Source organism: Cellulomonas pakistanensis, from assembly GCF_016862755.1.
GTDB classification, from domain to species: domain Bacteria; phylum Actinomycetota; class Actinomycetes; order Actinomycetales; family Cellulomonadaceae; genus Cellulomonas; species Cellulomonas pakistanensis.
On sequence record NZ_BONO01000040.1, the window covers coordinates 1 to 19667 of the forward strand.

Annotated in this window: 20 protein-coding genes and 1 tRNA gene; 18 read left to right on the plus strand and 3 right to left on the minus strand. The window is 76.8% G+C overall.

Features of this window, described 5'->3' with window-relative positions; all coding sequences use genetic code 11:
* The 12 genes from Cpa01nite_RS18015 to Cpa01nite_RS18070 form a co-directional block, all read left to right on the plus strand.
* The coding region (locus tag Cpa01nite_RS18015; protein WP_203670249.1) for an Rne/Rng family ribonuclease at positions 1-2329 on the plus strand (2329 nt) is incomplete at its 5' end.
* A gap of 268 nt (positions 2330-2597) precedes the next feature.
* A complete protein-coding gene (gene rplU / locus Cpa01nite_RS18020; protein ID WP_203670265.1) occupies positions 2598-2906 on the plus strand; it encodes a 50S ribosomal protein L21 in 309 nt (102 codons plus the stop codon).
* 63 nt (positions 2907-2969) lie between these two features.
* Positions 2970-3224: a 50S ribosomal protein L27 gene (gene rpmA / locus Cpa01nite_RS18025; protein ID WP_166943732.1), complete on the plus strand. Its 255-nt coding sequence runs from the start codon at positions 2970-2972 to the stop codon at positions 3222-3224.
* An 88-nt stretch (positions 3225-3312) separates the two neighbouring features.
* Entirely contained in the window at positions 3313-4824 is a 1512-nt protein-coding gene (gene obgE, locus Cpa01nite_RS18030) for a GTPase ObgE (protein ID WP_203670250.1), read from the plus strand.
* Positions 4825-5019: 195 nt separating this feature from the next.
* Positions 5020-6159, plus strand: a complete 1140-nt coding sequence (proB, locus tag Cpa01nite_RS18035; protein WP_203670251.1) for a glutamate 5-kinase — start codon at positions 5020-5022, stop codon at positions 6157-6159.
* A 43-nt stretch (positions 6160-6202) separates the two neighbouring features.
* On the plus strand, positions 6203-7540 hold the full coding sequence (locus Cpa01nite_RS18040; RefSeq protein WP_203670252.1) for a glutamate-5-semialdehyde dehydrogenase: 1338 nt from the start codon (positions 6203-6205) through the stop codon (positions 7538-7540).
* A 72-nt stretch (positions 7541-7612) separates the two neighbouring features.
* Positions 7613-7768 carry a hypothetical protein gene (locus Cpa01nite_RS18045; RefSeq protein ID WP_203670253.1) on the plus strand — a complete coding sequence of 52 codons (156 nt, stop codon included), beginning with the start codon at positions 7613-7615 and terminating at the stop codon, positions 7766-7768.
* Between the two features lie 28 nt (positions 7769-7796).
* Positions 7797-8399, plus strand: a complete 603-nt coding sequence (gene nadD, locus Cpa01nite_RS18050) for a nicotinate-nucleotide adenylyltransferase (RefSeq protein WP_203670254.1) — start codon at positions 7797-7799, stop codon at positions 8397-8399.
* Positions 8396-10234: a hypothetical protein gene (locus tag Cpa01nite_RS18055; RefSeq protein WP_203670255.1), complete on the plus strand. Its 1839-nt coding sequence runs from the start codon at positions 8396-8398 to the stop codon at positions 10232-10234. Before nadD ends, Cpa01nite_RS18055 begins: the two co-directional genes overlap by 4 nt.
* A 36-nt stretch (positions 10235-10270) precedes the next feature.
* Positions 10271-10666 carry a ribosome silencing factor gene (gene rsfS / locus Cpa01nite_RS18060; RefSeq protein WP_203670256.1) on the plus strand — a complete coding sequence of 132 codons (396 nt, stop codon included), beginning with the start codon at positions 10271-10273 and terminating at the stop codon, positions 10664-10666.
* Positions 10663-11358 carry a histidine phosphatase family protein gene (locus tag Cpa01nite_RS18065; protein ID WP_203670257.1) on the plus strand — a complete coding sequence of 232 codons (696 nt, stop codon included), beginning with the start codon at positions 10663-10665 and terminating at the stop codon, positions 11356-11358. The genes rsfS and Cpa01nite_RS18065 overlap by 4 nt, the downstream gene beginning before the upstream one ends.
* A gap of 87 nt (positions 11359-11445) precedes the next feature.
* A tRNA-Ala gene (locus Cpa01nite_RS18070) sits at positions 11446-11518 on the plus strand.
* A gap of 95 nt (positions 11519-11613) precedes the next feature.
* Here the strand turns inward: Cpa01nite_RS18070 and Cpa01nite_RS18075 are convergent.
* Positions 11614-12297 (minus strand): hypothetical protein, encoded by a 684-nt coding sequence (locus Cpa01nite_RS18075; RefSeq protein ID WP_239068911.1) that lies wholly within the window; start codon positions 12295-12297, stop codon positions 11614-11616.
* A 180-nt stretch (positions 12298-12477) separates the two neighbouring features.
* On the opposite strand from Cpa01nite_RS18075, the gene Cpa01nite_RS18080 reads away from it, so the two are divergent.
* The 5 genes from Cpa01nite_RS18080 (at position 12478) to Cpa01nite_RS18100 (ending at position 16590) form a co-directional block, all read left to right on the plus strand.
* The gene (locus tag Cpa01nite_RS18080; protein ID WP_239068912.1) at positions 12478-13701 is read left to right on the plus strand and encodes an amidohydrolase family protein; all 1224 of its coding nucleotides are present in this window, start codon (positions 12478-12480) and stop codon (positions 13699-13701) included.
* 100 nt (positions 13702-13801) lie between these two features.
* Positions 13802-14632, plus strand: a complete 831-nt coding sequence (locus Cpa01nite_RS18085; protein WP_203670259.1) for a hypothetical protein — start codon at positions 13802-13804, stop codon at positions 14630-14632.
* 185 nt (positions 14633-14817) lie between these two features.
* The gene (locus Cpa01nite_RS18090) at positions 14818-15162 is read left to right on the plus strand and encodes an STAS domain-containing protein (RefSeq protein ID WP_203670260.1); all 345 of its coding nucleotides are present in this window, start codon (positions 14818-14820) and stop codon (positions 15160-15162) included.
* 74 nt (positions 15163-15236) lie between these two features.
* Positions 15237-16097, plus strand: coding sequence for an NAD-dependent epimerase/dehydratase family protein (locus tag Cpa01nite_RS18095; RefSeq protein WP_203670261.1), 861 nt, complete (start codon positions 15237-15239; stop codon positions 16095-16097).
* A 10-nt stretch (positions 16098-16107) separates the two neighbouring features.
* Positions 16108-16590: an NUDIX hydrolase gene (locus tag Cpa01nite_RS18100; protein ID WP_203670262.1), complete on the plus strand. Its 483-nt coding sequence runs from the start codon at positions 16108-16110 to the stop codon at positions 16588-16590.
* 10 nt (positions 16591-16600) lie between these two features.
* On the opposite strand, the gene Cpa01nite_RS18105 is transcribed toward Cpa01nite_RS18100, so the two are convergent.
* Entirely contained in the window at positions 16601-17545 is a 945-nt protein-coding gene (locus Cpa01nite_RS18105; RefSeq protein WP_203670263.1) for a glycosyltransferase family 2 protein, read from the minus strand.
* A gap of 86 nt (positions 17546-17631) precedes the next feature.
* Entirely contained in the window at positions 17632-18615 is a 984-nt protein-coding gene (locus tag Cpa01nite_RS18110; protein ID WP_203670264.1) for a GGDEF domain-containing protein, read from the minus strand.
* Between the two features lie 69 nt (positions 18616-18684).
* Here Cpa01nite_RS18110 and Cpa01nite_RS18115 point away from each other — a divergent pair.
* Positions 18685-19667: DMT family transporter (locus Cpa01nite_RS18115; protein ID WP_239068913.1), on the plus strand; the 983-nt coding region annotated here is incomplete at its 3' end.

Consider the following 19667-nt stretch of genomic DNA (forward strand, 5'->3'; position numbering starts at 1 on the left):
CGCCGAGGCCGCGGACCCGACCGAGCAGGACGCGGCGCCGGTCGAGGCCGAGGACGCCGTCGCCGCCGAGCAGGCCGACGAGGAGGCCGAGGAGGCCGCCGCCGACCGCGCCGAGGACGAGGGCGACGAGGGCGCCCCGCGCCGCCGCCGTCGCCGGGGTGGCCGCGGTCGCCGCTCGCGCGGGGGCTCCGACGCCGAGCAGGGCGACGACGACGCCGACCAGCCGACGGGCGAGGCCGACGAGGACGCCGACGAGCGCGCCGAGGAGGAGCCCGACGACCAGGTCGAGGGCGACGAGCAGGGCGAGGGCGACGAGCAGGGCGGCAGCCGCCGCCGGCGCCGTCGCCGCCGCTCGGGCCGCGGGGGCGGGGAGACCGAGGCCGAGACCGCGCCCGCGCGCCGGTCGTCGTCGCGCGGCGGGGACGAGGTCACCGCGCTGCGCGGGTCGACCCGCCTCGAGGCCAAGCGCCAGCGCCGCCGCGAGGGCCGCGACGCCGGCCGCCGCCGCCAGATCATCACCGAGGCCGAGTTCCTGGCCCGCCGCGAGTCGGTCGAGCGGTCGATGATCGTCCGCGAATCCGGGGGCAAGACCCAGATCGCCGTGCTCGAGGACGGCGTGCTCGTCGAGCACTACGTGTCCCGGCAGGCGCAGGTCTCGATGGCCGGCAACGTCTACCTCGGCCGCGTGCAGAACGTGCTGCCGAGCATGGAGGCCGCGTTCGTCGACGTGGGCAAGGGCCGCAACGCCGTGCTGTACGCCGGCGAGGTCAACTGGGACGCCGCAGGCCTCGAGGGGGGCCAGCCGCGCCGCATCGAGCAGGCGCTGAAGTCCGGCGACTCGGTGCTGGTCCAGGTCACCAAGGACCCGATCGGCCACAAGGGCGCCCGCCTGACGTCGCAGATCACGCTGGCCGGCCGGTACCTCGTGTACGTGCCCGGCGGCGGCATGACCGGCATCAGCCGCAAGCTCCCGGAGCCGGAGCGCGCGCGCCTCAAGAAGATCCTGCGCGAGGTCGTCCCGGACTCCGCCGGTGTCATCGTCCGCACGGCGGCCGAGGGCGCCTCGGAGGAGGAGCTGCGCGCCGACATCGCCCGCCTGCAGTCGCAGTGGGAGGCCATCGAGAAGAAGTCGAAGACCGCCAACGCGCCGGCGCTGCTCCAGGGCGAGCCGGACCTCGCGATCCGCGTCGTCCGCGACATCTTCAACGACGACTTCTCCTCCCTGGTCGTCCAGGGCGACGAGGCGTGGTCGACGATCTCGGGCTACATCGGCGAGCTCGCGCCGGACCTGGCCGAGAAGGTGTCGAAGTACACCGGTACCGGCGACGTGTTCGCGGACCACCGCGTGGACGAGCAGCTCGCGAAGGGCATGGACCGCAAGGTGTGGCTGCCGTCGGGCGGCTCGCTGGTCATCGACCGCACCGAGGCCATGACGGTGGTCGACGTCAACACCGGCAAGTTCACCGGCGCGGGCGGCACCCTCGAGGAGACCGTGACCCGGAACAACCTGGAGGCCGCGGAGGAGATCGTCCGCCAGCTCCGGCTCCGGGACATCGGCGGCATCATCGTCATCGACTTCATCGACATGGTGCTGGAGTCGAACCGCGACCTGGTCCTGCGCCGCCTCGTCGAGTGCCTGGGCCGCGACCGGACCAAGCACCAGGTGGCCGAGGTCACCTCGCTCGGCCTGGTGCAGATGACCCGCAAGCGCGTGGGCCAGGGCCTGGTCGAGGCGTTCTCGGAGACCTGCGAGCACTGCAACGGCCGCGGCTTCATCGTGCACGCCGAGCCGGTCGAGAAGCACAACCACAGGCCGGAGGCGGGCGCCGCCCAGCAGCCGGCCGAGAACGGCGGCGAGGCCAAGAAGTCCCGGCGCAAGCGCGGCGGCAGCAAGGAGCAGGCGCCCGCGCCGGCCGCTGCGCCCGCGGTGCCGGTGCTGCCCGAGGCGCGCGACGCGGTCAAGGCGACGCTCGCGACGATCGCCGCCGCGGCGGCGCACGCCCACGCGCACGACGACGAGGAGCACGCCGCGGCGCAGGTCGAGGTGGCCGGTGCGCCGGCCGCCGAGGCGGCGCAGCCCGCGCCGGAGGCCCCGGCGCAGGGCACCGTGCCGGCCGCGGCCCAGGACGGCACGGTCGCCGAGGCCCCGGCCGAGGCCAAGCCCGCCCTCGACGTGCTCGCGGCGCTCGGCGACCTCGCCGCCCGCGCCCCGGAGCAGCCCGCCACGGCCACGGCCGCGGGGGAGCCGGAGCTCGCGCTGTCCCCGGTCGACCCGGGCCTGTTCGAGCTCCCCGAGGACGGCTCCGACCCCGAGGACGACGCGTCCTGACCGCCCCGGCGGCCCCGCGCTCCCGGGCGCGGGGCCGCCGGCACGCGGTTTGACCCTCTCGGAGGGTCTGCGTATCCTTGAACGTCGGTGCGCTCTGATGGTGACCCGGGCTCGAACCCGGATCGCTGCGCAGAGGCACCGTTCGTGCGTGACGCCCCAGCGGCGCCGACCTCCCGAGCTCCGCGGCCACCGCGGTGGCGCGCCGGGACCGGCAGCAGGGCGGGGCGCCCCTGAACCTGTAGTTCGACGAGCAGAGATGAGCAGCAACGTGGTGTACGCGATCGTGAAGGCCGGCGGCCGCCAGGAGAAGGTCGCCGTCGGCGACGTCGTCGTCGTCGACCGGCTCGCGGCCGCGGCCGGCGAGACCGTCGAGCTGCCCGCGCTCCTCCTCGTCGACGGCACCGCCGTGACGTCGGACGCCGCGGCGCTCGCCAAGATCAAGGTCACCGCGGAGGTCGTCCGGGACGAGAAGGGCCCGAAGATCGACATCCTGCGGTACAAGAACAAGACCGGCTACCGCCGCCGCCAGGGCCACCGTCAGGCGCTCACCCGCCTCAAGGTCACCGGCATCAAGTGACCTCGCGGGCCCGCCGGCCCGTGACTCCTCCCGTAGACAGCACCGCAGGAAAGCAGGCCTGAGATGGCACACAAGAAGGGCGCGAGCTCCTCGCGCAACGGTCGTGACTCCAACGCCCAGCGTCTCGGCGTCAAGCGCTTCGGCGGCCAGGTCGTCAACGCCGGCGAGATCATCGTCCGCCAGCGCGGCACCCACTTCCACCCCGGCGTGAACGTCGGCCGTGGCGGCGACGACACGCTGTTCGCCCTCACCGCCGGTGCGGTGCAGTTCGGCACCCGTCGTGGCCGCAAGGTCATCGACATCGTGACGGCGGGCTGACGCCGCCGCACCCCAGCACGCAGGCCGGAGGGGCGCACCGCACGACGCGGTGCGCCCCTCCGTCCGTCCAGGAAGGAAGTACCCGCACATGGCCGCGTTCGTCGACCGAGTCGTCCTCCACGCCAGCGGCGGTGACGGCGGCCACGGCTGCGCGTCCATCCACCGGGAGAAGTTCAAGCCGCTCGCCGGCCCCGACGGGGGCAACGGCGGCAACGGCGGCAGCGTGATCCTGGTCGTCGACCCGCAGGTCACCACGCTGCTCGACTACCACCACGCGCCGCACCGGCACGCCCCGTCCGGCACGCAGGGCATGGGCGACCACCGCCAGGGCTCGACCGGCCAGGACCTCGTCCTGCCCGTCCCGGACGGCACCGTCGTGAAGTCGACCGACGGCGAGGTGCTGGCCGACCTGGTCGGCGCCGGCGCCACGTTCGTGGTGGCCGAGGGTGGCCACGGCGGCCTGGGCAACGCCGCGCTGTCCTCCCCGCGCCGCAAGGCCCCGGGCTTCGCGCTGCTCGGCGAGCCCGGCGACGCCCGCGACGTCGTGCTCGAGCTCAAGACGATCGCCGACGTGGCGCTGGTGGGCTTCCCGAGCGCCGGCAAGTCGTCGCTGGTCGCCGCGATGTCGGCCGCCCGGCCGAAGATCGCCGACTACCCGTTCACGACCCTGGTCCCGAACCTCGGCGTCGTGCAGGCCGGCGACGCCCGCTACACCGTCGCCGACGTCCCGGGCCTGATCCCGGGCGCGAGCGAGGGCAAGGGCCTCGGCCTGGAGTTCCTCCGGCACGTCGAGCGCTGCGCCGTGCTGGTGCACGTCCTCGACTGCGCCACGCTCGAGCCGGGTCGCGACCCGCTGTCCGACCTCGACGTCATCGAGGCCGAGCTCGCCGCGTACGCGGGGGACATCGGCATCGAGGGCGGGCGGGTGCCGCTCACCGAGCGCCCGCGCATGGTCGTGCTCAACAAGATCGACGTGCCCGAGGCGCGCGAGCTCGCCGACCTGGTCCGCCCCGACCTGGAGGCGCGCGGGCTGCGCGTGTTCGAGATCTCCACCGCGAGCCACGAGGGCCTGCGCCCGCTGACGTTCGCCCTGGCCGAGGTCGTCGACCAGGCCCGCCGCGACGCGCCCGCCCCGGAGGCCACCCGCGTCGTGCTGCGCCCGAAGGCGGTCGACGAGGTCGGGTTCACCGTCGCGCGGCGGCAGGACGGCGGGCACGAGTACTTCCAGGTCCGCGGCACCAAGCCCGAGCGCTGGGTCCGGCAGACCGACTTCGCCAACGACGAGGCCGTGGGCTACCTGGCCGACCGCCTCGCGCGGCTCGGCGTCGAGGAGAAGCTGCTCAAGGCCGGCGCCGTCGCGGGCGCGGAGGTCGTCATCGGCGACGGGCCGAACGCGGTCGTCTTCGACTGGGAGCCCACGCTGCTCACCGGGTCCGAGCTGCTCGGCGGCCCGCGCGGGTCCGACGCCCGGCTCGAGGACCAGAGCCGCCCGACCCGCGGTCAGAAGCGCCAGGAGTACAAGGAGCGCATGGACGCCAAGGCCGAGGCGCGCGCGGAGCTGTGGACCGAGCGCGAGGCCGGCCTCTGGCGCGAGGACTGACCACGCCCTGCGGATCCCGAGGCCTCGCCCGTCGAGTGGACGATCTGGCCCGACACGCCCCGGCGTGTCGGGCCAGATCTTCCACTCGTCTCGACCCGGGCCGGCAAGGGGAGTGGGTCCGCTCGGGCGGGAGGGGTGCGTCCGGTCTGCGAACGAGCGCGGCCCGGCGGCCCCGGCCCGGGGGATGATGCCCCCGTGAGTGCCGCCGCGTTGTCCGACCGCCGCCTGCTGCCCGAGGTCCGCCGCGTGGTGGTCAAGGTCGGCTCGTCCTCGCTGACGGACGCGACCGGCACGCTGGACCCGGCGCGACTCCGGGCGCTCGTCGACGTGCTCGCCGCGCGCGTGACCGCCGGCCGCCAGGTGGTCCTGGTGTCGTCCGGCGCGATCGCGGCCGGGATGGACCCGCTCGGGCTCGCGCAGCGCCCCCGGGACCTCGCGACCCAGCAGGCCGCCGCGTCCGTGGGCCAGGGGCTGCTGGTCGCGCACTACACGCGGGCGTTCCACGAGCACGGGCTGCGCGTCGGCCAGGTCCTGCTGACTGCCGACGACACCATGCGCCGGACCCAGTACCGGAACGCGCAGCGCGCCCTGGAGCGGCTGCTCGACCTCGGCGTCGTGCCGATCGTCAACGAGAACGACACGGTCGCCACGGACGAGATCCGGTTCGGCGACAACGACCGGCTGGCGGCGCTGGTGTCGCACCTGGTGCACGCCGACGCGATGGCCCTGCTCACCGACGTCGACGGCCTGTACACCGGCCCGCCGAACCGCGAGGGGTCCCGCCGGATCGCCGAGGTCCGCGGGCCGAAGGACCTGGAGGGGATCGACGTGTCCGCCCGGGGGTCCCGCGTGGGCACCGGCGGCATGGTGACGAAGCTGGAGTCCGTGGCCATCGCGACGGCCTCCGGCGTGCCGGTCGTGCTGACCTCGGCCGCGCAGGTGGCCCCGGCGCTGGCCGGCGAGGACGTCGGCACCTGGTTCGCCGCGACCGGCAAGCGCGCGTCGACCCGGCTCATGTGGCTGGCCTACGCCGCGCGGACGCACGGGCGGCTCGTGCTCGACGCCGGCGCGGTGACGGCGGTCGTCGAGCGGGGTAAGTCGCTGCTGCCCGCCGGCGTCACCGCGGTCGAGGGGGAGTTCGAGCCCGGCGACCCGGTCGAGATCGTGGGCCCGGACGGCGCGGTCGTCGCGCGGGGCCTGGTCGCCTACTCCTCGCAGGAGGCGCCCGGCCTGCTCGGCCGCGGCACCGCCGAGCTGCGGTCGGAGCTGGGGGAGGGGTACGACCGCGAGCTCGTGCACCGGGACGACCTCGTGCTGGTGCGCCGCCGCCGCTGAGACCGGCCGCGGCGACCGGTGCCGCCGGGACTACCCTGGTGCGATGACCACCTCGCTCGACGCCCCGGCCACGGACGGGGCCCAGCCCGCCGCCGTGCCCGCCTCGCCGTCGACGGACGACGTCACCGCCCAGGTGCTCGCCGTCGCCCGGCGCGCCAAGGAGGCGTCGCGCGCCCTGGCCGTCGCGACCCGCGGCACCAAGGACGCAGCGCTGCACGCGCTCGCCGACGCCCTGGTCGCGCACGCCGACGCGATCGTCGCCGCCAACGCCGAGGACCTGGAGCGCGGCCGGGGCGACGGCATCTCCGACGGGCTGCTCGACCGGCTCGCGCTGACCCCCGCGCGCATCGAGGCGATCGCGGGCGCGCTGCGCGAGGTCGCCGCCCTGCCCGACCCCGTCGGCGAGGTCGTGCGCGGCTCGACGCTGCCGAACGGCCTGCGGATGCGCCAGGTGCGGGTGCCGATGGGCGTCGTCGGGATGATCTACGAGGCGCGGCCGAACGTCACGGTCGACGCCGTCGGGCTCACGCTCAAGAGCGGCAACGCGGTCGTGCTGCGCGGCGGCTCCGCGGCGGCCCGCAGCAACGCCGTGATCGTCGACGTGCTCCGCGCCGCGCTCGAGGCGCAGGGCCTGCCCGCCGACCTCGTGCAGTCGGTCGACGCCTGGGGCCGCGCGGGCGGCGTCGCGCTCATGCACGCGCGCGGGCTGGTCGACGTCCTGGTGCCGCGCGGCGGCGCGGGCCTGATCCAGACGGTCGTCCGCGAGGCCACCGTGCCCGTGATCGAGACCGGCGTCGGCAACGTGCACGTCTACGTGGACGCCACCGCCGACCCGGCCCTCGCCCTGCCGATCCTGCTCAACGCCAAGACGCAGCGCGTCGGGGTGTGCAACGCCGCCGAGACCCTGCTGGTGCACCGCGCCGCCGCCGAGGCCTTCCTGCCGTCGGCGCTCACCGCGCTGGTGGCGGCCGGCGTGACCGTGCACGGCGACGACGCGACCGCCGCGCTCGCGCCGGCCGGCGTCGACGTGGTGCCGGCCACCGACGAGGACTGGGCGACCGAGTACCTGTCGCTCGACCTCGCGGTCCGCGTGGTCGACGACCTGGACGCCGCGCTCGACCACATCCGCGCCTGGAGCTCGGGCCACACCGAGGCGATCGTCACGCGGGACCTCGCCGCGTCCGAGCGGTTCGTGGCCGAGGTCGACTCCGCCGCCGTCATGGTGAACGCCTCGACGCGGTTCACGGACGGCGGCCAGCTGGGGCTCGGCGCCGAGATCGGCATCTCCACGCAGAAGCTGCACGCCCGCGGCCCGATGGGCCTGGGGGAGCTGACCACCACCAAGTGGGTGGTCCACGGCGACGGGCACGTGCGGCCCTGACCGGAGTCCGGCGGGCGACCCGCCGGACGTGCGACACTTGACCCTCACTTCGACCTGTCCGGGAGGACCCACGTGAACGCTGCGCTGCGCGTCGCCGAGACCGCCGCCGAGCACACCACCGAGCTGCCGTTCTCGCCCGTGGTGTTCGGCCTCGTCGCCTTCGGCCTGCTCATCGCCCTGCTGCTGGTGACCTTCGCCTTCCGGAGCGTCGGCACCCGCCACGACTGAGCCTCGAGCAGACGGGGACCCGCATCCGATGACGCAGCGACGAGCCCGGCTGGGCGTGATGGGCGGCACGTTCGACCCCATCCACCACGGCCACCTCGTCGCCGCCAGCGAGGTCGCCGCGCGGTTCGACCTCGACGAGGTCGTGTTCGTGCCGACCGGGCAGCCGTCGTTCAAGCAGGACGTCGACGTCACCCCGGCCGAGCACCGCTACCTGATGACGGTCATCGCGACCGCGTCGAACCCCCGGTTCACCGTCAGCCGCGTGGACATCGACCGCCCCGGCCTGACCTACACGGTCGACACGCTGCGGGACCTCGCGCACGAGCGGCCCGACGCCGACCTGTACTTCATCACCGGCGCGGACGCGATCGAGCAGATCCTCACCTGGAAGGACTCCCCGGAGCTCTTCGAGCGGGCGCAGTTCGTCGCCGTGACCAGGCCGGGGCACACGCTCTCCGTCGCCGGGCTCCCGGCCGACCGCGTGAGCCAGTGGGAGATCCCGGCGCTCGCCATCTCGTCCACCGACGTGCGCGACCGCGCGCGCGGCGGCAAGCCCGTCTGGTACCTGGTGCCGGACGGCGTCGTCCAGTACATCGCCAAGCACGGCCTGTACCGAGGAAGTCAGTCATGAGCACACCCGGGAGCCCGCTCACCCGGCGGGAGCTGCGGGAGCGCGAGGCGGCCCGCCTCGCCGAGCAGGAGCGCGCCGCCGCGGCCGCTGCCGCGCCCGAGGCGGGGCAGGTGACGCCGCCCCGCGGGGTGCCGCGCGCCGGCGGCGCGCCGGGCAGCGGTGGCGCGGGTGCCGCGCAGCGGCCGGCGGCGCAGCAGGCCGTTCCGGTGCCGCCCCAGGCCGTTCCGCGCGGGGACGCGGCGACCGGGTCCGCGCCCCGCGGGACCGCGTCGAGGTCGGCTTCGACCGGGACGGCTCCCGCCGCGCCCGCCCCGGCCGGCTCCGCGTCGACCGGGTCCGCCACCGCGAGCGGGGCAGCGAGCCCGGCCGCCGCGCCGTCGTCGCGCCGCGCGCTGCGCAACCAGCCTGTGTCCGCCGTCGGGCCGGACGGGTCCGCGACGCCGTACCAGGTGCCGGGCCTGCAGCCGGAGCAGCCGGCGCGCACGCGCCGGTCGATCCGGACCACCGACGCGCCGTCCGGCGACGCCCGGGCTGCGTCCGCCCCCGCGGCGGGCCGGCCCGCCGCGCCCTCCGGGACGCCCGCGCCGGCAGCCGGTGCGCCCGCGCAGCGATCGGGGCAGGACGCGGCCGCGCCGCGGGTCCCCGACCTGTGGGCCGCCGCGCAGCGGGACGCGGGCGACGCCGCCGCCCCCAGGACGCCGTCCGCCGCGCAGGGCTCCGCGCCCGCGGCACCGCAGGGTCGGCAGGGCTCCTCCGCCGCGCCCTGGCCCCGGACCAGCCCTGCCGCGGGCGCTGCCGCCGGTCCGGCCGCCACCGGCGCGTCGGCCGCGACCCCGCCGACCGCGCCCGCCGGGACCGCCGGTCCGACCCGCGCCTCGGGCCGGGGCCAGGCCGCCGGGGTGGGTCAGGCCACCCCCGGGCAGACCTCCGGCTCGGGCCAGGCCGCCGGCGTGGGTCGGGCCCCCGCCGGTTCGGGCCAGCCCGCCGGTCAGGCACCCGCCGGCGCTGGCCAGGCCGCCGCCGGCCCGGCGCCCGTCGCCGGCCGGACGGCCGCCGCCGCGCAGCCCTCGACGCCCGCCCGGCAGGCCGGCGCCGTGCCCCGCCCGACGCAGCAGGGACCGACCGCACCGGACCGGCCCGCGACGGCCGCGGGCCGCCAGTGGCCCCCGTCGGCCGCACGCGACACCGCCGCGTCCGCCGCCCCTGCCTCCGGGGCCGCCGCCCCCGCGGCCCAGACCCCCGCCCCGGCGACCCCGCCCGCCGCCGGGTCGTCGTGGACCGCCACCGGCAACGGCTGGCGCCCGCTCGCCGGCGACACCGCCGCCTCGCTGGCCGCCCGCGGCGCGGGGACGGCGACCGCCGGTGCGGCCGGTGCGGCCGGTGCGGTCGGCTCGGCGTCGGCTCCCGCCGGCGCGCCCGTGGCGCCGCCCAAGGCGGACCGCTCGAACGCGGGGGCCACCGCCCCCGCGACCGCGCGCCCCGGGCAGCCGGACGCCGCCGAGGACGAGGACGACGCCCCCGTCCCGCAGTGGCAGAGCCTGCTGCGCGCGATGGCGCCCGCGCCGCTGCCCGAGGACGAGGCGGAGATCACCGACGCCACCGGCGACATGCTCCGCGGCGTGCACGCCGACGAGGAGATCGACGAGATCGACGAGCAGCCCGAGCGGCTGCGCCGTCCGCTGCCGTACACCTGGCTGCAGTGGATCATCCTGGCGGTCGTGGCCTTCGTGCTCGGCTTCCTCGTGATCCTCGTCGCCAACAGCGCGTCGAACGCGGCGGGGCCCGACGCCCCCGTCCCCGCGGCCGCGGTGCTGGACGCCGCGCCCGCCCCCTGACCTGACCTGCACCACCCGAACCACCCGAGGAGACCCGTGTCGGCAACCGACCGCGCGATCGAGCTCACCGTGGCGGCCGCCCGCGCCGCCGCCGACCTGAAGGCCCAGGAGATCATCGCCCTGGACGTGAGCGGCCAGCTGGTGCTGACCGACGCCTTCCTGATCGTCTCCGGCACCAACGAGCGGCAGGTCGGCGCGATCGTCGACGCCGTCGAGGAGTCGCTGCACAAGCTGGGCGCCAAGCCGCTGCGCCGCGAGGGGAAGTCCGAGGGCCGCTGGGTCCTCATCGACTTCGGCGACGTCGTCGTGCACGTCCAGCACGCCGAGGACCGCGTGTACTACGCGCTCGAGCGGCTGTGGAAGGACTGCCCCGTCATCGAGCTGCCGGCCGACGTGCACGGCACGCCCGAGGGCGCCGAGGCGGGGGAGTGACCGCGGGGCGCGTCGTCCTCTGGCGGCACGGGCGCACCGCGCACAACGCCGCGGCGCGCCTCCAGGGCCAGTCGGACATCCCGCTCGACGAGGTCGGCGCCTGGCAGGCGGAGACGGCCGCGGCCGCCCTCGCCGGCCGGTACGCCCCGACGCGGATCGTCGCGTCCGACCTGGGCCGGGCCCGGGCGACCGCCGAGGCGCTGTCGCAGCGCACCGGCCTCCCCGTGCACACGGACGCCCGGGTGCGCGAGCGCTCGTTCGGCGACTGGGAGGGCATGACGTCGGCGGAGATCGCCGAGCGGTGGCCCGAGCAGCACGCCGCGTGGCGTGCGGGCCGCGAGCCCGAGCGCGTCGGGGCCGAGGCCCGCGCCGACGTGCAGGCGCGCATGCTGACCGCCGTCACCGAGCAGGCCGCGGCGCTGGAGCCGGACGACACCCTGGTCGTCGTCTCGCACGGCGCGGCGATCACGCTCGGCCTCACGGGCCTGCTCGGCCTGCCGGCGGAGTGGAAGGGCGTGTCCGGCATGGCGAACGCGCACTGGGCCGAGATCCAGCCGGGCCGCCCGGGCTCGGGCCTGGCGTGGCGCCTGGAGGCGCTGAACGTGGGTCCGGTGCACGCGTCGTCCGACTGGAACGCCGGCCCGGACCGGGTCGGGCGGGACATGGACGAGGAGGTCCGCGACCCGGCCTGACCAGCCGATTCGCATCTTCCGCGAGGTTCGATTAGAGTTCAGGACGCCCGCTCAGCGGGACGCGAGAAGGCCGGAAGGCCTGATCACGGGGCTGTGGCGCAGCTGGTAGCGCACCTGCATGGCATGCAGGGGGTCAGGGGTTCGAGTCCCCTCAGCTCCACCGGAACGAAAGGGCGGGTGCTTCGGCACCCGCCCTCTCGTCATGTCCGGCCCGTGCCGGCGACGGGGCCGTGACGCGCGTCACGGCTCCCGCCGTCAGCCGCCCAGGCCCGCCTTGTCGACCTTGCGGTGGAACCGCATGCCGGCGAGCCCACCCAGCACCGCGCCCACCAGGCTGACGGCGGCGACCACCACCAGCGCGATGATGCCGCCCGTGGTCAGGTCGCCCTCGGCGACGGGGATGCGCGGGAAGCTGTCGAGCTGGCCGAGCACGTTGTACTGGTCGCCGGCGATCAGGGCCACGACGGCCACGACGATCGCGATGACGACCGCCCAGAGCCACACGGCCAGGCCTTGCTTGGCCCCGTTGAACCGCGCCATCCGGCCCGCCACGTACCCGCCGCAGTAGTACGCGACGAACAGGATGACGGCCAGCACGACGGCGCCGACCCACCCGATCGAGGTCGGGTCGGACGCGGCCTGGTCCGCGGCCTCGCCGACCGACGTGTCGTTCGCGACGCCGACGGCGGCACCCGCGGCGGCGGCGACCGCGGTCAGGAGGACCGCGGTGCCGGTGGCGGTGAGCCAGCCGAAGAAGGCGGAGCCGAACTTGATGCCGCCGTACTCCTCCTTCTCCCGGGCGACCACCGCGTGGCGGTCGCGGGCGCGGGCGTCGGCGAGGGCGGGGTCGGCCGTGCGGTCCTCGTCCGGGGTGTGCGCGACGTGCGCGCCCTCGCCCGGGCGGTCGGGGGTGGTGCGGGGGTCGTCGGAGGTGCTCATGGGGGGATGCTCCTCGTCTCGGCGCCGCCCCGGTCCAGGAGCGGCGGTGCCGGCCGCCGTCCCGGGCGGGTCGTCGGCCTCGATGCGGGCAACGTAAGTCCGCCGGGCCGCGCCCGCGACCGCAGGCGGCCGGGCAGACGGGCGGGCGGTGCCGGCGCCGTGGCCTGGCACGATGGCCCGGTGGCAGACGACGACGTGACGCTGGTGGTCCGGGACGTGCGGCCGTGGGGCGGCCCGCCGTCCGACGTGGGCGTGGTGGGGGACCGGGTCGCCTGGGTGCGGCCGACGGCGGTGCGCCCGGCGCCGCTGCTGGACCGCGCCGAGGTCCTCGACGGGCGTGGCCTGCTCGCGCTGCCCGGGCTGGTGAACACGCACGCGCACGCCGACAAGAGCTGGTGGGGCCTGCCCTGGCAGTCCTACGGCGGCGAGGGCGGGACGCAGGGCCGGATCGCCCACGAGCGCGCGCGCCGCGACGAGCTCGGCATCCCGAGCGCGCCGGTGGCCGAGCGGGTGCTCCGGGAGTACCTGCGCACCGGCACGACCCGGGTCCGGACGCACGTGGACGTCGACCTCGGGCTCGAGTTGCGGGGGATCGAGGCCGTCCGCGAGGCGGCGGCGGCCCTGGACGGCGCGGTCGAGCTCACCGTGGTGGCGTTCCCGCAGGACGGCGTGCTGCGACGGCCGGGCGTCCTGGAGCTGCTCGACCGCGCGGCGGCGGAGGGCGCCGAGCACGTCGGCGGGCTCGACCCCGCGCTGATCGACCGGGACCCGGTGGGGCAGCTCGACGGGCTGTTCCGGATCGCGGCGGATCGCGGCTGCGGCCTCGACATCCACCTGCACGAGCCGGGCGACCTGGGCGCGTTCGAGATCGAGCTGATCCTCGACCGGGTCGAGCGGGACGGGATCGCCCCGGGGAAGGTCAACGTCGCGCACGGCTTCGCGGTCGTGGACGTCGACCCGGCGCGGCGCCGGGACCTGCTCGACCGGATGGGCGCGCTCGGCGTGACGATGACGACCGTCGCGCCGGTCCGGATGCGGCAGCTGCCGCTGGCCGAGCTGGACGCCGCCGGCGTGCGGTTGGGGTTCGGCACGGACGGCATCCGCGACCTGTGGAGCCCGTACGGCGACGGGGACCTGCTCGGCATCGCCTGGCAGTACGCGCGGGCCGGCGGCGTCGTGCGCGACGAGGACCTGCGCCGGGTCGTCGAGCTCGCCACCCGGGACGGCGCGGCGTTCGTGACGGACGAGCCGCACGACCTGGTGCCGGGCGCGCGGGCGGACCTGGTGCTGCTCGACGCGGAGAACCCGATGGACGCGCTGGTGCGGCGGGTGCCGCGGGCGGCCGTGGTGGCCGGCGGCCGGGTCGTGGACCTCGACGCGCTCGCGGCGCGGCCCTGGGAGTGACGGCGCGCCGGGCCCGCCGGGTCACGATGCGCTCACGATGTGCCGGGGCACCGTTTTCCCGGGGCGGGGCCGCCTGCCGCGTCAGGCATCGTGGGGGGCGATGCTGGACGACGGACCACGCCTGGAGACGGTGGGCGGCTCACCCCGGCCCGTGTACTGGGGTGTGGTCGTCGTCTGCGGGCTGCTCGGCGCGGGCCTGGCCGTCGTCGGCCTGCTGGCGCTCACCACGCTGCGGGACGCGCGCGGCGCCTGGGGACCGGGCGCCGGGGCCGGCGCGGTCGCCGGCGGCCTGGCCTGGCTCGCCGTCACCTGGACGTTCCACCGGAGCTACCTGCACGACCCCCGCCCCGACCCGCGGAAGGTGCTCGTCGAGCGCGTGGGCGACGAGCCCGCGGTCGTCGTGGTGTGGCGGACGACCTTCCACTGGCAGCCGGTGTTCGTCTCGGCGGTCGTGCTGCTCGCGGCCGGGGGCTGGACGCTCGGGCTCGTCCGGGCGGGCCACTGGGCGTGGTGGGTGCCGGTGCTGGTGGTGGTCCCGCTGCTGCTCGCGATGCCGGACAAGGTGCTCGAGCTGGCCCGCCCGCTGCGGCTGGTGCTGACGCCGCGCGGGCTCGGCACCACGGCCCTTGACGGCGACGCGTGGCTCGACTGGGACGACGTGCGCGGGGTCGCCGTCGTGCAGGACAACCAGTGGTCGGTCGTGCGCGTGGTGCCGGTGTCGCGGCCGGGGTCGTGGACCTACCGGCGCCGGCGGCGGTTCGTGTCGGTGCCGGCGCCGGACGGCCCGTGCCTCGACGTGCCGGGGCCGGCGTTCCCGGTCGACCACCGGCACGTCGTGGTGGCGATCGAGCACTACCGGCGCACGCCCGCGGCGCGGAGCGAGCTCGCGGGGGAGGCGGGCCGGCGGCGGGTGCTGGGCGAGGCGGGCTGACGCGGGTCGGCCCGGGCGCGCCGTCCCGGGTCCGGCGTCCCGGGTCCGGCGGACGGCAAGCCGTTCCCGCACGGCGGGATCGTGATCTGAGCCGGATCCGTGAGACGGTGGGGACGTCGTGTGCTGATCAGTCCGCGCACTCGCGGGCCCTGTGGCGATGCACGACCATCCGTCCGGAGGTCGACATGTCCACCCTGACCTCGACGCTCGCGGAGGCCCGTTCCGGGCACGGCACGATGAGCGTCACCCCCGACACCGACTGCGACGAGCTCGTCGTCCACGCGAGCGACGAGCTGGACGCCGCGCTCCGCACCACGTTCGACGGCGTCCTCGACACCGTCGCCGGCAGCACCACCGCGACCCGGCTCGACTTCCGCGACGTCACGTTCTGCGGGTCCGAGGGCGTGCACATGCTGCTCCGCCTGCACCTCGCGTCCCGCGGGCGAGCGGTCCGGTTCGGCGCCGCCGCGTGCGTGCGCCGCGCCCTCGCGCTGTGCGGCAGCCCGCTGCCGCGGCTCGCGGCGATCTGACCGGGCCGGCGCGGTCGGGCGCGCCACGCGCCCGCCCGGTGGCCGTGCCCGCGCTCCCGGGCGAGGATGCCGCCATGACCGAGACCGTCGCCGTGACCGGCGCGCTGGGCAAGGTGGGCCGCGCGGTGGTGCAGGACCTGCTCGCCCACGGGTACCAGGTGCAGGCGTCCAACGCGCAGGGGCCGTTCGGCGAGCGCGCCGGGCTGGGCGTGGACGTGCTGCGCGCGGAGCTGACCGACTACGGGCAGGCCGTCGAGGCGCTCGCGGGCTGCTCCGCGGTGGTGCACCTCGCGAACATCCCGCAACCCGGCATGGAGTCCGCGCCCGAGACGTTCAACCGCAACATGGCCGCGAACGCCAACGTGTTCCTGGCCGCGCAGCGCCTCGGGCTGCGCAAGGTCGCCTGGGCGTCGAGCGAGACGACGCTCGGGCTGCCGTTCGACGTGCCGCCGCGGTACGCCCCGGTCGACGAGGCGCACTTCCCGTACCCGACCACGACCTACGCGCTGTCGAAGGTGCTGAGCGAGGACCTCGCCGCGCAGGTGGCCGAGTGGTCCGGCATCCCGTTCGTGGGGCTGCGGCTGTCGAACGTGTTCCCGCGGGAGGCCTACGCCGCGGTGCCGTCGTTCCAGGACGACCCGGCGAAGCGGCGGTGGAACCTCTGGGGCTACATCGACGCGCGTGACGCCGCGACCGCGTTCCGGCTGGCGCTGGAGGTCGAGACGTCCGGCTCGCAGAACGTCGTCATCGCGGCGGCGGACACGATCATGGACACGCCGTCGGCCGAGCTGCTGGCGGCCGAGTTCCCCGGCGTGCCCGTGCGCACGGAGCTGGGCACGTACGAGACGCTGCTCGCGATCGACGGGGCCCGGGCGCTGCTCGGGTTCGAGCCGCAGCACTCGTGGCGGGACGAGGTGCCGCGGGGTACCGCCTAGCATCGGGTGCGTGCCGACCCCCGACTTCGTCCTGGACCTCCGCGCCCGCATCGGGCACGACCTGCTCTGGCTCTCCGGGGTGAGCGCGGTGGTGCTCCGGCCGGGGCCCGACGGCGGGGACGAGGTGCTGCTCGTGCGCCGGTCGGACAACGGAGCGTGGACGCCGGTCACCGGGATCATCGACCCGGGCGAGGAGCCCGCGGTGGCGGGCGCCCGCGAGGTGCTCGAGGAGACCGAGGTCGTGGCCGTCGCCGAGCGGCTGGCGTGGGTGCACACGCTGCCCCCGATGCAGTACCCCAACGGCGACCGGTCGCAGTACCTGGACCTGACGTTCCGGTTCCGCTGGGTGTCGGGCGAGCCCGGCCCCGGCGACGGCGAGAACTCGGACGCCCGGTGGTTCCCCGTGGCCGCGATGCCGGAGATGTCGGACGAGATGCGGGCGCGGGTCGCGCACGCGCTCGAGCCCGCGGGCGAGACCCGGTTCGCCGTCTGAGGCGCCGGTCTCAGCGCCCGCGGTCGGGCGCCGGCCGGCGGCGGGCCTCCCGGCGCAGGGCGAGCATCTCCCGGTGGAACGCCGCGCGGCGGCGCAGCCGGAGCGCCTCCTCGTCGACCGGCCCGCGGGCGCCCGCGCGCCGGGCGACCAGCAGCCCCGCCGTCCCGGCGAGCTTGGCCAGCGACTCCGCCGCCGTCGGCCGCTTCCCGAGCAGGTGGTGCGCGAGGTACGCCTCGCCGCGGCCCCGGCCGGTGGCCTGGCGGGCGAGGCGGTCGGGGTCGAGCCGGTCCGCGGCGGCGTGGTGCTCGACGGTGGCCCCCGCGACGGCGCCCTGACGGAAGCCGGCGGCGAGCACGTCGAGCCGGAACACCGTGTCCTCGGCCCCCGGGTAGCGGGTGGTGCCGAGCGACTCGTCGAAGGGCACGGCGTCGAGCACCGCGCGGGTGGCGCCGATGCTCGCGGCGGCGAACTCCCGGCCGACGGCGGGCGGCTCCGGCACGACGGCGAAGTACGCCGACGCGAGGGCCGGGCTCAGCCAGTCGCGGCGCAGGTGCGGCGCCAGCGCGACGGCACCGCCGACCAGGTCGGCCTCGCCGCCGCGCAGCGGCTCGGCCATCCGCCGGACCCAGTGCGGCGGGACGTGCACGTCGTCGTCGGTGAACAGCACCACCGGCGCGGTGGCCGCCGCGACGCCGGCGTTGCGCGCGCGCCCGATGCCGGGGCGGGCCTCCCGGACGACGCGGACCCGCGGGTCGCGGCGCGCGGCGTCGGCGAGCACCGCCGGGGTGTCGTCGGTCGAGGCGTTGTCGACGACCACGACCTCGCCCGGCAGCCCCGCGTCGTGCGCCTCGTCCAGGGCGGCGCCGAGGTGGTCGAGGGTCGGCCGCAGCCGCTCCGCGCCGTCCCGGGTGCACAGCACCACGGTCACCTCGGGCGTGCCGGCTCCAGCCCCCATGCGCGCACTCCGCTCGACCCGGTGGCGCGGGCACGCCGCCCCCGCTCTCGGTGCAGTATGCGGCGGCGGGGCGGTCCCGCGGAACCCTAGTGACCGGGGTGCGGGACGCCGGGCACCGCGTGCGGCCCGCGCCCGCCCGGTCGCCCGCGCTTGGCCGCGTACAGCGCCGCGTCGGCGCGGGCCAGCAGGTCGCGCACGGTGTCGTCCGGCCGGGCCTGCGCGATCCCGGCGCTCCACGGGGTGCTGCACCGGGCCCGCGCGCCGGCGACCCAGCGCGCGGCGGCGTCGGCGTCGCGCCCGGGCAGCACCACGACGAACTCGTCGCCGCCGACCCGCCCGACCAGCGCCCGCCCGGCCGCCGGTCCTCGCCAGGACGCGACGAGCGCGACCAGGACGTCGTCGCCCGCCAGGTGCCCGTGCGTGTCGTTGACCGCCTTGAAGTCGTCGACGTCGGCGGACACCACGGCGAGCGGCGACCCCGCGCGGCGGGCGTCGCGCAGCCGGGCGTCGAGCCGCTCCAGCAGCGCGCCGCGGGTCAGGGCGCCGGTGAGGTCGTCCGTCGTCGCGTGCCGGCGCAGCCAGTGGGTGACGTGGCCGAGCAGCGAGGTGCTGGCGACGGTCATCACGACGACGACCAGCCAGGTCAGCACGTGGAACGGCACGGGGGCCAGGACCATGCCGAGGGTGATCGCCGCGATGGCCTCCGCGACCAGCAGGGCGGCCACCCGGGTCCGGAACGCGTACGCGGCGTACTGCGCGGACGTCATCACGCCGATCGCCAGCACGACGAGGCCCTCCGGCGTCCGGCAGGACGCGAGCAGCGCGCCGGCGCCGAGCAGCCCGACGGCGAGGGCGCCGGGCATCGTCCACCGGCGGGTCGGCAGCACCAGCACGGCGCCGGCCAGGGCCGTGAGCAGGGCCGCGACGGCGAACCACAGGCCGACGGGGGACTCCGGGCTGAACGGCCACAGCCCGCCACCGAGCACCAGCGCCGCCATGAGCCCCAGGGCGCACGCCAGGTGGCCCCGGGTGGCGTACAGCCGGGGTCCCCGCGCGTCGGAGCGGCCCATGCCCGTGGTGTCGGCACGCGCGCGCCCGGACCTGACCGCCCCGGCGGGTGAGCCGCGTATCGTGCGCGGGTGCTCCTTCCCGCCCGCTCCGGGCCCGTCCTCGCCCTCGTCGGCGCCACCCTGTTCTGGGCGGGGAACTACGTGCTCGGGGCGGTGGCCGTCCGGGAGATGAGCCCGGTCGGCCTGACCGCGCTCCGCTGGGTGCTCGCGGCCGTCCCGCTCGCGGTCATCGCGCAGGTCGTCGAGCGGCCCGACTGGCGCGCCGTCCTGCGCACCTGGCGGCGGCAGGTGGTGCTCGCGCTGCTCGGCATGGTCGGCTACGCGCTGTTCGTCTACACCGCGCTGCAGCACACCTCGTCGGTGAACGCGTCGCTGGTGAACGCGCTCAACCCCGCGCTGATCGCCCTGCTCGCCGCCGTGGTCGCCCGGCGGGCGCCGTCGCGGCGGGCGGTGGTCGGCATGCTCGTCGGGCTGCTCGGGGTGCTGGTCGTGCTCACCGGCGGCCGGCTCGCCGCGCTGATCGCGCTGGAGCTGAACGTCGGCGACCTGCTCATGGTCGGGGCGATCGTCGTGTGGAGCGTCTACACGATCGGCGGGCGCGGGCTGGCCGGCGTGCCGCCGATCGCGTCCACCGCCGTGCAGGCGGCGATCGCCGCCGTCGTCATGGCCCCGTTCGCGGCGGCCGGGCAGGTGCACTGGCCGAGCGGGCGGGACGCCGTCGTCGCGCTGGTGGTCATCGCCACGCTGCCGTCCGTCGGGTCGTACCTGCTGTGGAACCTCGCGCTGCGCCGGGTGCCGCCCGCGGAGGCGGGGGCGTACCTCAACCTCATCACCGTGTTCACCGTGCTGATCAGCACGGCCGCCGGGTACCGGCTCGGGGCGGCGCAGGTGGTCGGCGGCCTGCTGGTGCTGGGCGGGGTGCTGCTGGTCCGGGAGCGGGCGCCGCGGGCCGGGTCGTGGGCGGGGGCCGGACCAGGCGCGGGGGCCGGACCAGGCGCGGGGGCCGGACCAGGCGCGGGGGCCGGACCAGGCGCGGGGGCCGGACCAGGCGC

What these genes read in the sequence shown, in the direction of transcription:
- rpmA (WP_166943732.1), top strand. Translation starts at nt 2,970, where the DNA reads ATGGCACACAAGAAGGGCGCGAGCTCCTCGCGCAACGGTCGTGACTCC.
- obgE (WP_203670250.1), top strand. Translation starts at nt 3,313, where the DNA reads ATGGCCGCGTTCGTCGACCGAGTCGTCCTCCACGCCAGCGGCGGTGAC.
- Cpa01nite_RS18040 (WP_203670252.1), top strand. Translation starts at nt 6,203, where the DNA reads ATGACCACCTCGCTCGACGCCCCGGCCACGGACGGGGCCCAGCCCGCC.
- nadD (WP_203670254.1), top strand. Translation starts at nt 7,797, where the DNA reads ATGACGCAGCGACGAGCCCGGCTGGGCGTGATGGGCGGCACGTTCGAC.
- Cpa01nite_RS18055 (WP_203670255.1), top strand. Translation starts at nt 8,396, where the DNA reads ATGAGCACACCCGGGAGCCCGCTCACCCGGCGGGAGCTGCGGGAGCGC.
- Cpa01nite_RS18075 (WP_239068911.1), bottom strand. Translation starts at nt 12,297, where the DNA reads ATGAGCACCTCCGACGACCCCCGCACCACCCCCGACCGCCCGGGCGAG.
- Cpa01nite_RS18085 (WP_203670259.1), top strand. Translation starts at nt 13,802, where the DNA reads ATGCTGGACGACGGACCACGCCTGGAGACGGTGGGCGGCTCACCCCGG.
- Cpa01nite_RS18090 (WP_203670260.1), top strand. Translation starts at nt 14,818, where the DNA reads ATGTCCACCCTGACCTCGACGCTCGCGGAGGCCCGTTCCGGGCACGGC.
- Cpa01nite_RS18095 (WP_203670261.1), top strand. Translation starts at nt 15,237, where the DNA reads ATGACCGAGACCGTCGCCGTGACCGGCGCGCTGGGCAAGGTGGGCCGC.
- Cpa01nite_RS18105 (WP_203670263.1), bottom strand. Translation starts at nt 17,545, where the DNA reads ATGGGGGCTGGAGCCGGCACGCCCGAGGTGACCGTGGTGCTGTGCACC.
- Cpa01nite_RS18110 (WP_203670264.1), bottom strand. Translation starts at nt 18,615, where the DNA reads ATGGGCCGCTCCGACGCGCGGGGACCCCGGCTGTACGCCACCCGGGGC.